The 14,858-nt window shown below is 65.7% G+C and carries 13 protein-coding genes; 12 read left to right on the top strand and 1 reads right to left on the bottom strand.

Translation table 11 applies throughout. The annotated features are described in order from the left end of the window. Window positions 1-66 precede the first annotated feature (66 nt). Entirely contained in the window at window positions 67-1,746 is a 1,680-nt protein-coding gene (locus JANGC3_RS0114250) for a methyl-accepting chemotaxis protein (protein ID WP_017877162.1), read from the top strand. On the opposite strand, the gene JANGC3_RS0114245 is transcribed toward JANGC3_RS0114250, so the two are convergent. Then, on the bottom strand, window positions 1,743-1,931 hold the full coding sequence (locus JANGC3_RS0114245; protein WP_017877161.1) for an oxidoreductase-like domain-containing protein: 189 nt from the start codon (window positions 1,929-1,931) through the stop codon (window positions 1,743-1,745). The two genes, JANGC3_RS0114250 and JANGC3_RS0114245, sit on opposite strands and share 4 nt — an antisense overlap. A gap of 393 nt (window positions 1,932-2,324) precedes the next feature. On the opposite strand from JANGC3_RS0114245, the gene JANGC3_RS0114240 reads away from it, so the two are divergent. From JANGC3_RS0114240 to JANGC3_RS0114185, 11 genes are all read left to right on the top strand, one after another. Beyond that, window positions 2,325-4,007: a DEAD/DEAH box helicase gene (locus tag JANGC3_RS0114240; protein WP_017877160.1), complete on the top strand. Its 1,683-nt coding sequence runs from the start codon at window positions 2,325-2,327 to the stop codon at window positions 4,005-4,007. A gap of 286 nt (window positions 4,008-4,293) precedes the next feature. After that, window positions 4,294-5,670 (top strand): phosphomannomutase/phosphoglucomutase, encoded by a 1,377-nt coding sequence (locus tag JANGC3_RS0114235; protein WP_017877159.1) that lies wholly within the window; start codon window positions 4,294-4,296, stop codon window positions 5,668-5,670. A gap of 217 nt (window positions 5,671-5,887) precedes the next feature. Further along, window positions 5,888-7,150, top strand: coding sequence for a flippase (locus tag JANGC3_RS0114225; protein ID WP_198292026.1), 1,263 nt, complete (start codon window positions 5,888-5,890; stop codon window positions 7,148-7,150). A gap of 54 nt (window positions 7,151-7,204) precedes the next feature. After that, window positions 7,205-8,521, top strand: coding sequence for a hypothetical protein (locus tag JANGC3_RS0114220; protein ID WP_017877157.1), 1,317 nt, complete (start codon window positions 7,205-7,207; stop codon window positions 8,519-8,521). 46 nt (window positions 8,522-8,567) lie between these two features. Then, the gene (locus JANGC3_RS34125; RefSeq protein ID WP_026132981.1) at window positions 8,568-9,059 is read left to right on the top strand and encodes an acyltransferase; all 492 of its coding nucleotides are present in this window, start codon (window positions 8,568-8,570) and stop codon (window positions 9,057-9,059) included. 3 nt (window positions 9,060-9,062) lie between these two features. Next, window positions 9,063-10,253 carry a glycosyltransferase gene (locus JANGC3_RS0114210; RefSeq protein ID WP_017877155.1) on the top strand — a complete coding sequence of 397 codons (1,191 nt, stop codon included), beginning with the start codon at window positions 9,063-9,065 and terminating at the stop codon, window positions 10,251-10,253. Then, window positions 10,250-11,401: a glycosyltransferase family 4 protein gene (locus JANGC3_RS0114205; protein WP_026132980.1), complete on the top strand. Its 1,152-nt coding sequence runs from the start codon at window positions 10,250-10,252 to the stop codon at window positions 11,399-11,401. Before JANGC3_RS0114210 ends, JANGC3_RS0114205 begins: the two co-directional genes overlap by 4 nt. Then, window positions 11,385-12,524, top strand: a complete 1,140-nt coding sequence (locus tag JANGC3_RS0114200) for a glycosyltransferase (protein WP_017877154.1) — start codon at window positions 11,385-11,387, stop codon at window positions 12,522-12,524. Before JANGC3_RS0114205 ends, JANGC3_RS0114200 begins: the two co-directional genes overlap by 17 nt. A gap of 88 nt (window positions 12,525-12,612) precedes the next feature. Beyond that, window positions 12,613-13,371: a glycosyltransferase family 2 protein gene (locus tag JANGC3_RS0114195; RefSeq protein ID WP_026132979.1), complete on the top strand. Its 759-nt coding sequence runs from the start codon at window positions 12,613-12,615 to the stop codon at window positions 13,369-13,371. Further along, window positions 13,368-14,276 (top strand): NAD-dependent epimerase/dehydratase family protein, encoded by a 909-nt coding sequence (locus tag JANGC3_RS0114190; protein ID WP_157406643.1) that lies wholly within the window; start codon window positions 13,368-13,370, stop codon window positions 14,274-14,276. Before JANGC3_RS0114195 ends, JANGC3_RS0114190 begins: the two co-directional genes overlap by 4 nt. 12 nt (window positions 14,277-14,288) lie before the next feature. Next, window positions 14,289-14,849 (top strand): sugar transferase, encoded by a 561-nt coding sequence (locus JANGC3_RS0114185; RefSeq protein ID WP_017877151.1) that lies wholly within the window; start codon window positions 14,289-14,291, stop codon window positions 14,847-14,849. The last annotated feature ends 9 nt before the right edge of the window (window positions 14,850-14,858 follow it).

Here is a 14,858-nt window from a genome sequence, read left to right as displayed (position 1 = left end):
AATATTTTCATTGAGAATCACCGTTCGCCCCACGCCACTTCCACCCACGCCCACCGAGGAAACACGATGAAATGGTTTTACGACTTAAAAATTGCCACCAAGCTGGTCTGGTCGTTCGGCGCGGTGTTGCTATTGACGGTGGCGCTGGGCGTCTCCGGCATCGTGTCGATGGCGCGCATCAATGCGGCCTCGGCCGAGTTATCCGATAAATGGATGCCGAGCGTGCAGGCGGTGCTGACGGTCAAGTCCGGCCTGGGCGAGTTGCGCCGTTGGGAACTGTCGCATCTGCTCTATCCGGACGCGGCCGGCATGGCGCTGCCGGAAAAGCGCATGGCCGAGATCCTGGCGCAGTTAAAGCTCGACGGCGACAAGTACGCCAAACTGATCAGTAGCCAGCAGGAGCGCGCGCTGTACGGCGAGTTCGTCAAGCTGAGCGACAGCTATTTGCCCGAGCACAACAAGATGATCGACTTGTCGCGCCAGTTGAAAAAGGACGAGGCCCGCGCGCTGCTGAGCGGCCCCACCTCGACCATGCTGGCGCAGATGTCGACGCTAATCAATCAACTGGTAGCCTTGAATATCGACGGCGGCGCCGCCGCCAGCGAGGCCGCCGACCGCACCTACGGCAATGCGCGCCTGAGCGCCATTGTCATGCTGGCGGGTAGCGTGCTGATCGGCATGCTGCTGGCGTTGTGGGTCGCGCGCATCGTCTCGCGGCCCTTGAACGCCGCCGTCGGCTTGGCGCGGCGGGTGGCCGGCGGCGACCTGACGGCCGATATCCAGGTGGCGTCGAGCGACGAGACCGGCCAGCTGATGCAGGCGCTCAAGGACATGAACGCCAGCCTGCTGCGCCTGGTCGGCCAGGTGCGCAGCGGCACCGACACGATAGCCACCGCGTCGAGCGAAATCGCCGCCGGCAACCAGGACTTGTCGTCGCGCACCGAGCAACAGGCCAGCTCGCTGGAGGAGACCGCCTCGTCGATGGAGCAACTGACCGCGACGGTGCGGCAGAACGCCGACAACGCGCGCCAGGCCAACACGCTGGCGGCGTCGGCTTCCGGCATCGCGCTGCGCGGCGGCACGGTGGTCGGCGAGGTGGTCGGCACGATGGCCTCGATCAACGAATCGTCGAAGAAAATCGTCGACATCATCGCCGTCATCGACGGCATAGCCTTCCAGACCAATATCCTGGCGTTGAACGCGGCGGTCGAGGCCGCCCGCGCCGGCGAGCAGGGCCGCGGCTTCGCCGTGGTCGCCTCGGAGGTGCGCAACCTGGCGCAGCGCTCGGCGGCGGCGGCCAAGGACATCAAGACGCTGATCGGCGACTCGGTCGAGAAGGTCGGCGCCGGCTCGCGCCTGGTCAACCAGGCCGGCAGTACGATGGATGAGATCGTCGCCAGCATCACCCGCGTCACCGACATCATGAGCGAGATCACCGCCGCCAGCCAGGAGCAGAGCGCCGGCATCGAGCAGGTCAACCAGGCGATCGCCCAGATGGACCAGGTGACCCAGCAAAACGCCGCGCTGGTCGAGCAGGCGGCCGCGGCGGCCGAATCGATGCAGGACCAGGCCAGGACGCTGGCCGAGGTGGTCGGCGTGTTCAAGCTGGACCAGACGCTGGTGGCGCCGCCGCGCGCGGCGCGCAAGCTGGCCGCGCGGGCGCGCCCGGCGGTCGCCGCGCCGGCCGCGCCGCGCCGGGTCGCGGCCACGCCCGCCGCCGGCAAGGACGAATGGGAGGCGTTTTAAGCGGCGTCCGCGGCGGCGCCCCGGCGCAGCTGCCACACCGCCAGCGCGCGCCGGTATTGCGCCAGCTCGTCCTGGTACATATCCAGCACGCAGTAGTTGCAGCCGCTGTTGCAGCATGAGTTCGGGTCTGGCTCGGGCGGCGGCGTCGGCTCGGGCGGGGGCGTGGCGGTGTGCATGGTGGTCATTGTCGTGGTAATCGTCGTTATCGGGTGCCGGCGGCGGCGCGTTCGCTCGGCTCTATTATTGCCCAATTGCAACATATTTTCCATGGAAAACGCGGTTTCCGTGTACAGTTGCGCTAATTTAGGGTATCGTTTAGGGCACTGATATTGTATCCTCGTCTGCGCGCGCTATGCCAGGCTTGATCTTCATGGCGGCTGGTCCGCGTTGTCGCCGCCCCGCACCCGTCCACCGCTCCCAGCACGCGCAACGCAGATGGCCTCGGAGCAAAGAGGCGCGGTACGAGGTATGATCTTTGGCGAGCGAACGAAGCCATGCGAAACGCCGCCTGCGCCCAGAAAATGTAGTTTATTGAAGAAAGCACGGCCTCCCGCAGTTCGGGGGCACACCAGATACCTATGTCCGAAACCGAGTTCACCACCTTGCCCAGTATCCCGACCGGCGCCGCCGCCGAGGCCGCCGCACCGGCAGCCGTGCCCGCCGTCGAGGCCGCCGCACCGGCTGCTGCACCCTCCGTCGACGCCGCCGCGCCTGCCGCCCCCGCATCCGTCCCCGCCGCCGAAGCGGCCGTGCGCTTTGCCGACTTCGGCCTGTCGCCGGACATCCTACGCGCGCTGAACGACCAGGGTTACGTCCATCCGACGCCGATCCAGGCGCAGGCGATCCCGATCGTGCTGCAAGGGCGCGACGTGATGGGCGCCGCGCAAACCGGCACCGGCAAGACGGCCGGCTTTTCGCTGCCGATCATCCAGTTGTTGCTGGCGCACGCCAGTTCCAGCATGTCGCCGGCGCGCCACCCGGTGCGCGCGCTGGTGTTGACGCCGACCCGCGAGCTGGCGGTGCAAGTGGCCGAAAACGTCAAGGCCTACGCCCGCCACACGCCGCTGCGTTCGACCGTCGTGTTCGGCGGCATGGACATGGCGCCGCAGACGGCGGCGCTGCGCGCCGGCGTTGAAATCGTCATCGCCACGCCCGGCCGCCTGCTCGACCACGTGCAGCAAAAGACGCTGAACCTGTCGCAGGTGCAAATCCTCGTCATGGACGAGGCCGACCGCATGCTCGACATGGGCTTCCTGCCCGACTTGCAGCGCATCATCAACATGCTGCCGAAGCAGCGCCAGAACCTGATGTTCTCGGCGACGTTTTCGGGCGAGATCAAGAAGCTGGCCGGCAGTTTCCTCAACAATCCGCTGTTGATCGAGGTGGCGCGCAGCAACCAGACCGCCGACAAGGTCACCCAGGTGGTCTACAAGGTCGCCGACGAGCACAAGCGCGACGTCGTCGCCCATCTGATCCGCGGCCGCGACCTCAAGCAAATCCTGATCTTCTCGAACACCAAGATCGGCGCCTCGCGCCTGGCGCGCAGCCTCGAACAAGAGGGCGTCAAATGCACCGCGATCCACGGCGACAAGACCCAACAGGAACGCATGGCGGCGCTGGAGGCGTTTAAAAAAGGCGAGATCGACGTGCTGGTGGCCACCGACGTCGCCGCGCGCGGCCTCGACATCACCGACCTGCCGTGCGTGATCAATTTCGACCTGCCCTACAACGCCGAAGACTATGTGCACCGGATCGGCCGCACCGGCCGCGCCGGCGCCTCCGGCGACGCCATTTCGATCTTCTCGGACAAGGACGAGCGCTTGTTGCTCGACATTGAAAAGCTGATCAAGCAAACCATCACGCGCGGCGAACTGGCCGGCTTTACGCCGACGGCCATCCGCGCCGGCGCCGAACGGGGCGAGCGCGGCGAACGTACCGAACGTGGCGAGGGCCGCCGCCCGCGTCCGCCCTTCGACGCCACCGAGGCGCGTCCGCCGCGTCCGGCCTTCGACGCCGAGGCGCGCGCGCCGCGCCAAGCCGCCTCCAGCGGCGACGAGATCCGTTCGTCGATGCGTCCGCCCGAGCGCGAACGCGGCCGATCCAGCAACGGTCCGCTACCGCGGCGCGAGAAGGCCGATCCGTGGTTTTCCAAGCCGTACGAGCCGGCCGCGGCGGCCGCGCCGATGGTCAGCAGCGCCTTGCCGGTCGCTAAGCCGAAGCAAAAGGTGGCGGCCTTGCTGGGCGGTTTGCGCAAGCATTAACGCACCGGGCCTGTGTAAATGTTGTAACGGCGACCGTGCCACCCGGCCGCCGCCCCCGCGCGCTGATGTAAAATGCCAAGTTGCAATTCAAGCCAGCCCATAAGCGACGCCGCTGGCTTCATCGTCTTTCCATGTTTTTAACATCCTGCGATGCCGATGAGGCCGCGCCTGTGGCGGCGTGGCCAAGTATGGGAGGTGCCCGCTAGACAGCGCGGCCGGCGGGCGCGGCGACAACCTATTTCGGCGGCGAGTTCAACCGCCGCGCAGACAACTTTGGATGGATACGATGACAGCACTGACATGTTTTAAAGCCTACGATATCCGCGGCCGCCTGGGCGATGAACTCAACGAGGACATCGCCTACCGCATCGGCCGCGCCTACGCGCAGCACCTGGGCGCCAAGCGGGTTGCCGTCGGCGGAGATGTGCGCCTGAGCAGCGCGGCGCTGAAGGCCGCGTTGGCCGATGGGCTGATGGACGGCGGGGTCGACGTCGTCGACCTCGGCATGACCGGCACCGAGGAAGTGTATTTCGCCGCCTTCCACCTCGACGTCGACGGCGGCATCGAAGTCACCGCCAGCCACAATCCGATGGATTACAACGGCATGAAGCTGGTGCGCCGCGGCGCGCGCCCGATCAGCGGCGACACCGGCTTGAAGGCGATCGAAGAGTTGGCGCGGGCCAACCAGTTCGGCCCGGCGGCGGCGCCGCGTGGCACGCTGAGCAGCGAGTCCATCCTGGCGCCTTTCGTTGCGCATTTGCAAACCTATATCGACGCGCCCAAGCTGCGGCCCTTGAAATTGATCGTCAACGCCGGCAACGGCAGCGCCGGCCACGTCGTCGACGCGCTTGAGCGCGCGCTGCAGGCCAGCGGCGCGCCGCTGACCTTTATCAAGGTGCACCACGAACCGGACGGCAGCTTCCCGAACGGCATCCCCAACCCGCTGCTGCCCGAGAACCGCGCCGCCACCGCCGACGCGGTCAAGGCGCACGGCGCCGACATGGGCATCGCCTGGGACGGCGATTTCGACCGTTGCTTCCTGTTCGACGAACACGGCGACTTCATCGAGGGTTACTACATCGTCGGCCTGCTGGCGCAGGCGTTCCTGGCGAAACACCCCGGCGCCAGCGTCATCCACGACCCGCGCCTGACCTGGAATACCGTCGACATCGTCCGGCGCGCCGGCGGCGTGCCGATCCAGAGCAAGACCGGGCACGCCTTCATCAAAGAGCGCATGCGCGCCGAGAACGCGATTTACGGCGGCGAGATGAGCGCGCACCACTATTTCCGCGATTTCGCCTATTGCGACAGCGGCATGATCCCGTGGCTGCTGGTGGCGGAGCTGATCAGCGCGGGCGGCTTGCCGCTGTCGCGCCTGGTGGGCGAGCGCATCGAGTCCTATCCGTGCAGCGGCGAAATCAACTACACCGTCGCCGACGCCGCCGCCGCGCTGCTGGCGGTGCGCCAGCGCTACGAGGGCGAGGCGCTGCTGGTCGATACCACCGACGGCCTGAGCATGGAATTCGCCGCGTGGCGCCTGAACGTGCGCAGCTCCAACACCGAGCCGCTGCTGCGCCTGAACGTCGAGACCCGGGCCGATCTGGCGCTGCTGCGCGCCAAGGTGGCCGAGCTCGAGGCCTTGATAGGCGGCGCGGCGCACTAAACGTCGTTGCCGGGCGGCCCGCGCGTCGCACCGCCCGGCAGTTTGCGCTTGGCATACTGATTCAGAGAAAAACACATGACAATAGTTGCATTGGGCGCCGGCCGGACCGGCGTCGTCGACACCGCCGCCCCGGCGGCGTGGCAGATCTCCATGCCGGCGCGCGATGCGGCTTGAGCGGCTGCGGGGGATGGCTGCCCACGCCGGTTTCCGGCGTTATTTGAACAATACCTCGTGGATGTTCTGCGAGCAGATCCTGCGTATCGTCGCCGGCCTGCTGGTCGGCATCTGGGTGGCGCGTTACCTGGGGCCGGCGCAGTTCGGCATCTTCACCTACGCCGTCACCTTCACGGCGATCTTCGCCGGTGTCGCCAAGCTGGGCCTGGACGGCATTGTCGTGCGCGACCTGGTGGACGCGCCCGAAAAGCGCGACATCTATCTGGGCACCGCCTTTTGGTTGAAGCTGGCCGGGGCCTTCCTCACGCTTGCCGTGGTCGGCGTCGCCCAGCTAATAATGGGCAACAGCCGCACCATCAATCTGTATATCTTCATTATCAGCAGCGGCGCCGTGTTCCAGGCGTTCGAAGTGGTCGATTTTTATTTCCAGTCCAAAACCCTGTCGAAATTCGTCTCGCTGTGCAAAATCACCCAGCTATTGTTTTCCTCGCTGCTGAAGCTGTATTTTGTTTTCAGCGGCAGCGAGCTGTTTTGGTTCGTGCTGGTCGCGCTGGTCGACCAGGCCATGCTCGGCCTGACGCTATACCTGGCCTACCGGTCGCGGGGGCTGGGCAGTTTTTACCGCTGCTTCGACGCGGCGGTGGCGCGCTCGCTGTTGCGCGACAGCTGGCCTTTGATATTCAGCAGCTTCGTCACCATGGTGTATATGCGCATCGACCAGATCATGATAAAAAGCCTGCTCGGCGAGCGTGAGCTGGGCTTGTATACCGCCGCCGTCCGGCTGAGTGAAGTGTGGTATTCTTTTCCCGCCATTATTGCCAGCTCCCTATTTCCGGCGATTGTCAGCGCGAAAAAAATCAGCGAGGCATTGTATTTGACGCGCCTGCAAAGGCTGTATACCGGTTTGGTATGGATGGCCATCGTGGTCACCGTGCCGGTGATGTTCCTGTGCGAATGGGTCGTGGTGTTTTTATATGGCGAGGTGTTCCGCGAGGCCGGCCGGGTATTGCAAATCCACATATGGTCGGGCGTGTTTGTTTGCCTGAACGTCGCCAGCGTCAATTGGTTTACCACCGAGAATCTGCAGCGCCTGTTATTCTATCGGACCTTTCTCGGCGCGCTGATCAACGTAGCCTTGAACCTGGTGTTAATCCCACATTTCGGACTGGTCGGCGCCGCGCTCGCCAACGTTGTCACGCATGCCGTTGTCGCGGTGTTTTTCGACGCCCTGTCGACGCGTACCAGGCCCGGATTTTTTATGAAAATGAAGACGCTCAATTTTATGAGCCTAGTGAGAATGCGTTGAAATGAGTATATCGATTGACCACCCGCGCGCCCGTCCCGCAGTACCGCCATTGCCATGTTGACGCCGTCGATCCTGCTGTTGCTGGCCGTGCTGGCGGCGGGTAGAACCATCAAAACGCCGCTGGCGATTTATTGCCTGGCGTGGCTCGCCTGTATGATTCCCAGTGCAATTGGACTGATTAACTATCATTTTATAGGCGACGAAAACGACTTCGCCCGGTATGTGCTGTTCGGCTATAATGTATTGTTTGTCGCCGGTTACCAATTGGCCGAATATTATTACGCGGGCGCCGGCGCGCGCCGCGCCGCGCCGCCCGCCGGCAATGCGGCGTTGCATGCCGCCATCTCCGGGCGCGTCGCGCTGGTGGCGATGGTTGGCGTGGGGATGGCGATTATCGATTTTAAATTATTCCAGGGTATCGTCCTGGAGGATTTTTCCCAGATGCGCGATTCGTTCCACGCGCGCCAGGTCAACGCCTTGACGCAAATCGGCTCGCTGCTAAGCTGGGGCGCGCTGTATGCGCTCCCGTATTTAATCGTCAATTGGTCCGGTCTCAGCCTCGCCAGGCGGGTGTATTATGCGATTCCGGCCGTCGGCCTGTTTTATTTTGGTATACTGTCGGCCGGCCGCCAGGCCGCGTTTCAAATATTGATTATTTCATCCCTGTCTTTTTTGTACAGGGGAATCGTCACTGGCAGCCGCGTCAAGTTGTCGCTGGCATTCAAAGCGGCGCTGGCGGCGCTGCCGGTGCTGATGATCCTTTACATGGGCATCGTCGCGCACCAGCGCAACGACGGCTTGATTTCGGAGAGCAAGACGGCGGTGCTGGAACTGCTGTTCGATTTTTCCCTCGATCCGCTGGCCAATTCCGTGGCCGACAGCGTCGGCCCGGCCTTCAAGGACGGCATCGTCGAAGGGGTGGTGTATTTTAATAGTCCGGTTAACCTGTTTTCGGTCTTCCTGGCCCAGCCGCACCCGCCGGCTTACCATGGTTTGATGACGTTTCCGCTAGTGGCCAGGCGCTTCGATTCCTTCGGCGACACCACGGTGGTCCAGGCGATGGAGGCGACCTCGAAAATGATGGCCAACGCCGGCGTGATTAACGTCGGCTGGGCCACTTCGTACGGCAGCCTGATCCTCGATTTCGGCCTGGCCGGTTGCGCCGTGTTGATGCTGTTATTGGGATTGCTGTCGAGTTGCGCCTGGAGGATATTTCTGCGGGAAAGAAGTTTTGCCTCGTTTATGCTGGTGCTGTGCGCCTGCATCCATATTATTTACATCCCGTTATTGCCGGCCATTTCAGACACCAACGTGTTTTTGCTGACGATTTTCTCGGTGCTGATCTGGAAGTACAGCAAGACCGCCCGCTGACGGCGGGCGGCGCGTCCGCCCGCCACCGGCTTATTTGGATTGATTCATGATACGTCACCTAGTGAATATATTATTGGCGCTGCTGCCGCCGTCCCGCATGTTCGGGCTGCGCCGCTTCCTGCTGCGTGTCGCGCGGGTGCAACTGGCGCAGGGCGTCAGCTTTTGCGGCCGGGCCTGGATTTACGGCCGCGGCACGCTGTCGATCGGCGCCGACACCTGGCTCAGCCCCGGCGTGCAGGTCCACACCCACCTCGACGCCGCCGTCGTGCTCGGGGCGCGTTGCGACATCGGCCCGCAGGTGACGTTTATCACCGGCGGCCACGTCGTCGGGGACGGCGCGCGCCGCGCCGGCGCCGGCACGGCCGCGCCGATAACGGTCGGCGACGGCTGCTGGATCGGCGCCGGCAGCCTGATACTGGGCGGCGTCACCATTGGCGCCGGCGCGGTGGTCGCGGCCGGCTCGGTAGTGACGCGCGACGTGCCGGCCAATGTGCTGGCCGCCGGCGTGCCGGCGCGCGTCAAGAAAAGCCTGGCGTAACCGATGCGCAGCCTCTTTTTCGTGTGTAACGCGCTGGACGACCAGACCCGTATCGAACGCGGCATTACCACCGACAGTCCGGCCGCCTCGCGCAAGGTATTGCTGATGCTGAAGGCGGCGCGCCGGGCCGGCGTCAGGGCGTATGCCGTCAGCCTAGGGCGCGGCAGGCAAGACGGCTCCGGCCGCTATTTCGGCGCCAAGGTGGCCAGGGTCGACGGCGTCGCCGTCATCTACCTGCCGTTTCTGCACACCCGGCTGCTGTCCGAACTGCTGTCGCTGCTGGCCGGCGTGCCGCTGCTGTGGCGCCTGCGCCGCCGCCCGGGCCGCAAGACGGCGCTGTGCTACAACCGCCTGCCGGCCTATCTGCCGACGCTGCTGGGGGCGCGTTTGCTGGGCTTTAACACCGCGCTCGACCTAGAGGACGGCGAAACCGACCTGCGCCAATGGTCCTTGTCCGGGTGCAAGTCGCGGGTGTTGCGCTGGGCCATAGATTCGCTGTGCCCGGGCGGCGCGCTGCTGGCCTGCGAAGCCCTGGCCGATAGCACCAGGTTGCGCCCCACCCGTTGCTGCTATGGCACCACGGAGATCGCGCCCGACGCGGAAAAATGGACGTTGCCCGCGCTCACCGCGCTGTTCGGCGGCACCGTGGCCGACGACACCGGCGCGCAGTTGCTGATCGACGCCGTCGAACGCCTGCGCCGGGAGGCGCCGGCGTGGGCCGCCGCGTTGCGCATCGAGGTCACCGGCAAGGGCGACCGTCTGGAGCAATTGCGCGCCCTCGGCCAAGACCCGCGCCACCCGGCCGTGCTGGTGCATGGCCGCACCAGCGACGCCGAGTACCGCGCGGTGCTGGCGCGCACCCAGGTCGGCCTGGCGCTCAAGCCGAACGGCGGCAAACTGGCGCACACCACCTTTCCGTCGAAGGTCATCGAATTCGCCAGCCACGGCATGCTGGTGCTGACGACCGATATCAGCGACGTCAAAAAAGTGCTGGGCGACGGCGCCGTCTACCTCGAGAGCGACGACGCCGGCCTGCTGATCGAGAAATTGCGCTGGATCGTCGCCAACCGCGGCGCCGCGGGCGCGCTGGCGCAACGCGGCGCCGAGGCGGTCTCGGCGGTGTGTGCGCCGGCCAAGGTCGGTGCCATGCTCGACGCCTTCCTGTTTCCCGCCGGTCCGGGGGGCAAGCGATGAAAGTGGTTTGCTGGCACCCGGTGCTGACCGACCACCAGTCGTATACGCTGGAGGCGCTGCGCGACGCCGGCCAATGCGAGCTGGCGGTGTTCGTGGCCAAGCAGGAACACGCCGAACGGCAGGCACAGGGCTGGGTCAACCGGCACGCGTCGGCGCTGGCGCCGACCTTGATCCCGCAACGCGGCTGGCTGCGCTACATCGTGCGGCAACTGCGCGCGCGGGGCGAGGCCGTGCACCTGTTTGGCAGCCCGTTCGAGCAGCCGCGCCTGATCTTGGCGCTGTTTCTGGCGCTGGCGATGGGCTTGCGGGTGTTCCTCATCTCCGAGCCGTATTCGACCACCGCCGCCGGCTACCAAGACGACCGGCGCCGCGGCCTGAACTGGCTCAAGGCGCAACTGCGCCCTGCCCTGTACCGGCTGTACGGCATGTTGATGGCGCGCCGCCTCGGCGGTCTGTTCGCCATCTCCACGCTGGCCGTCGAGCAATACCGCCGCATCGGCATACCCAACGAGAAGATTTTCCGCTTCGGCTACTTCGTCCCCGCCACCGGGCTGCCGGCGCCGGCCGCGGCGCGCCCGCCCGGCCTGCGGCTGGTGTTCGTTGGCACCTTGATTGAAAGAAAAGGCCTCGACGTCTTGATCGCGGCCGTCAAGCAGTTGCGCGACGAAGGCGTCGGCGTGACGCTCGACGCCTACGGCCCGGGCCAGCCGGAGCCGTTCGGCTTCGACCAGGCGGCGCTGGCCTACCGCGGCCAGATTCCGTTCGGCTGCGCCCAGGCCGTCATCGGCGGCTACGACGCGCTGGTGCTGCCGAGCCGCTACGACGGCTGGGGCGTGGTCGTCAACGAAGCCCTGCTGGCCGGCGTGCCGGTCATTTGCAGCGACCGCGTCGGCGCCGCCGCCGTGCTGCGGCGCTGGCCTTGCGGCGCGGTCTTCGCCAGCGAGTCGGTGGCGCAACTGGCCGACTGTTTGCGCGCCTGCGCCGATTCGCCCGAGCGGCTGGCCGCGATGCGCACGGCCGCCGCCGCCGCCGGCGCCGCGCTCGAGCCGCGCGTGGCCGGGCGCTATATGTACCAGGTGCTTAGCCTGGCGCCGGGCGCCGCCGCCCCGACCAAACCCTCTTCCCCCTGGTATGAACACGACAACTAAGGCCGCGCCGCCGCGCGCGACGCCCCCCAAGCCGGTGCGCCTGCACCTGACCAACATTATCGGACTGGGCGCGACGCAATTGCTGCGCTCGCTGCTGCCGAGCCTGGAAAGCCTGCCCGGCTACCGGCTCGAAACGCTGTACCTGCCCGCCAGCGGCCCGCTGGCCGCGCACATCGCCGCCGATCCGCGCACGCGGCTGGCGCTGTACCGCCGCTATTTGCCGAACGCCTTGTCGCGTGTGCTGGAATGCACGCTGTTCGGCGCCGGCTTCGACGGCGCAACGCCGCTTCTGGTGCTGGGCGACATTCCGCTGCGCTGCCGCGCCCGGCAAACGGTGTTCGTCCAGAACTCCTTGCTGACCAAGGGCGCCGACACCGGGCACAGCTTGGGTGCGCTCAAATACTATATCGCCAAGTGCTTGTTCAAGCGCAATATGCAATACGTCGCCGCCTTCATCGTCCAGACCGAGGCGATGAAGGCGGCGCTGCTCGACAGCTATCCGCAGATCCTCGGCCGGGTCCACGTGATCGCCCAGCCGGCGCCGGACTGGCTGCTGGCCTCGCAGTTGCGCCGCGGCGCGCCGCGCGACGGCGGCGGGGCCGGCCTGCGCCTGTTTTATCCGGCCGCCGGGTATCCGCACAAAAACCACGGCCTGTTCGGCGAGCTCGGCGCCGCCGAAGGGCAGTCGTGGCCGGTGGCCGAAGTGGTGCTGACGATACCGCAGAGCCTTCACCCGAACCCGGCCTTGTCCTGGCTGCGCTGCGTCGACCGGCTCGAGCCGGACCAGGTCATCGCCGCCTACGGCGCCTGCGACGCGCTGCTTTTCATGTCCTTGACGGAAAGCTTCGGTTTTCCGCTGGTCGAGGCGATGTGGATAGGCTTGCCGGTGGTCTGCCCCGACTTGCCGTACGCGCGCGCGCAGTGCGGCGACCAGGCCCTGTATTTCGACGTCGCCGACGCCGCCTCGCTGGGGCGAGCGCTGGCCGAGTTGCACAGCCGCCTGGCCGACGGTTGGTGGCCCGACTGGAGCGAGCGCCTGCGCACCATCCCGCGCGACTGGGCGGAGGTCGGCGAGGCCATGCTGAGCCTGGCCGCCGGTGCCGACGCGGCGCCGGCGGCATGAACGAGGTCGCGCGCCCGGCTGGCGCGGCCGCCTGTCAAACAAGAAAAAGAAATGGTGGAAATGTGATTGCTTGCCCGGTGAAGCCGCTATGAAGGTATCTATTATTACCGTATGTTACAACAGTGAAAAAACTATCCGTGATACGATTGAATCGGTGTTGTCGCAGGATTATCAGGATATTGAATACATTATTATCGACGGCGCCTCGTCCGACGGTACGATGGCGATCGTCAATGAATACCGCGAGCGCGTCGCGACGATTATCAGCGAGCCGGATAAAGGTATTTACGACGCCATGAACAAGGGCGTGCGGGCGGCCACCGGCGAGGTGGTCGGCATTTTGAATTCGGACGATTTTTACGAAAGCGGCCAGGCGGTATCGGCGGTGGCGCGGGCGTTTCATGGCCGGCCCGCGCTCGACATCGTCTTCGGCGACGTGGTGTTTGTCCACGCCGGCGATTTGAACCTAGTGCGGCGGCATTATGGCGCCGCCAGGTTCAAGGCTTGGAAGCTGCGCTTCGGCTGGATGCCGCCGCACCCGGGCACGTTCGTGCGGCGCGCGCTTTATTGGAAAACAGGCTGGTACCGGACCGATTTTAAAATCGCCGCCGATTACGAAATGTTCGTGCGCTGGCTGCTGGTCGGCCGCGCCAGTTACCGATGGATCGACCAGGTGCTAGTGCGCATGCGCATGGGCGGGGTCAGCACCGGCGGCTTGAAAAGCAGCCTGCTCTTGAATCGGGAAATAGTGCGCGCCTGTAAAGCGAATCATATTTACACGAACTTGTTCTTGGTGATGAGCAAGCTCCCCTTTAAATTGCTGGAATTGTGCAGGCGGCCCTCGTGACGCACCTGGCGGTGACGGGCGCGAGCGGCTTTGTCGGCGCGCGCCTGCTGGAACGGCTGCGCGCCGACGGCCGCGCGGTGTCGGCGCCGCGGCGCGGCATGGGGTCCGACGGTGTGCCGGCCTGGGCCTTGCCGGCCGGCGTCGAGGTGCTGGTGCACACGGCGGCGCGCGTGCATGTGATGCAAGACAAGGCGGCCGACCCCTTGTTGGCGTTTCGCCAGGCCAACGTCGAGGGCACGCTGCGGCTGGCGCGCCAGGCGGCGGCGGCGGGCGCGCGGCGCTTCGTCTTTGTCAGCAGCGTCAAGGTCAACGGCGAGGCCAGCGGCGCGCGTCCTTTCGGCCATGCCGACCTGCCGGCGCCGGCCGACGCCTACGGGGTGTCGAAGCACGAGGCCGAGCAGGGCTTGCTGGCGCTGTCGCGCGAAACCGGGTTGGAGGTGGTGATGGTGCGCCCGCCGCTGGTGTACGGGCCCGGCGTGCGAGCGAATTTTTTGAAAATGATGCAGTTCGTTAAGATGGGCCTGCCCTTGCCGCTGGGCGCGGTGCGCAACCGCAGAAGCCTGGTGGCGCTGGACAACCTGGTCGATTTGCTGGTCAGTTGCAGCGACCACGCCGCCGCGGCCGGCCAGACCTTCATGGTCTCGGACGGCCACGACGTCAGCGTCGCCGAACTGCTGCGCATGCTGGCGGCGGCGATGGGCAAGCGCAGCCGGCTGTTGCCGGTGCCGCCGGCCCTGCTCGGCGCCGCCGCGGCGCTGCTGGGCAAGTCGGCCGCGGCCGAGCGTTTGCTCGGTTCGCTGCAAGTCGACCTGGCGCACACCAGCCAGACCCTGGGCTGGCGCCCGCCGCTCGACATGCAAACGGGGATTCGTCAATGCGTCGCCCATTTTTTGACCCACAATTGATCGATATCGTTTATGAAAAGATTGTTTGATTTGCTGCTCGCCTTGCTTGCCTTGCTGTTGCTGGCGCTGCCGGTGGCGGCGGTGGCGCTGCTGGTCAAGCTGACCTCGGCCGGCCCGGCGGTGTACTGGTCCGACCGGATCGGGCGGCACAACCGGGTTTTCCGCATGCCGAAGTTCCGCACGATGCGGGTCGACACGCCCGCCGTGGCGACCCACCTGTTGACCGACCCGGGCCGCTTCCTGACCCCGGTCGGCTCGTTTTTGCGCAAATCGAGCCTCGACGAGCTGCCGCAGTTGTGGAGCATCCTGCGCGGCGACATGAGCTTTGTCGGCCCGCGCCCGGCGCTGTTCAACCAGGACGACCTGATCGCCCTGCGCAGCGAATACGGCGTCGACCAGGTGCTGCCCGGCCTGACCGGCTGGGCCCAGGTCAACGGCCGCGACGAGCTGCCGATCCCCGACAAGGTCAAACTGGACGCCTACTATGTGAGCCGGCAGTCGCTGCTGCTGGATATACGGATTATTTTCCTGACTTTTTTAAAAGTGCTGCGGCGCGACGGTGTCAGCCATTGACACGGGCCG

This window comes from Janthinobacterium sp. CG3 (genome assembly GCF_000344615.1).
Taxonomy (GTDB): domain Bacteria; phylum Pseudomonadota; class Gammaproteobacteria; order Burkholderiales; family Burkholderiaceae_D; genus Janthinobacterium.
The sequence above is the reverse complement of the archived record's forward strand: the minus strand, read 5'-3'. Positions and strand labels throughout refer to the sequence as shown.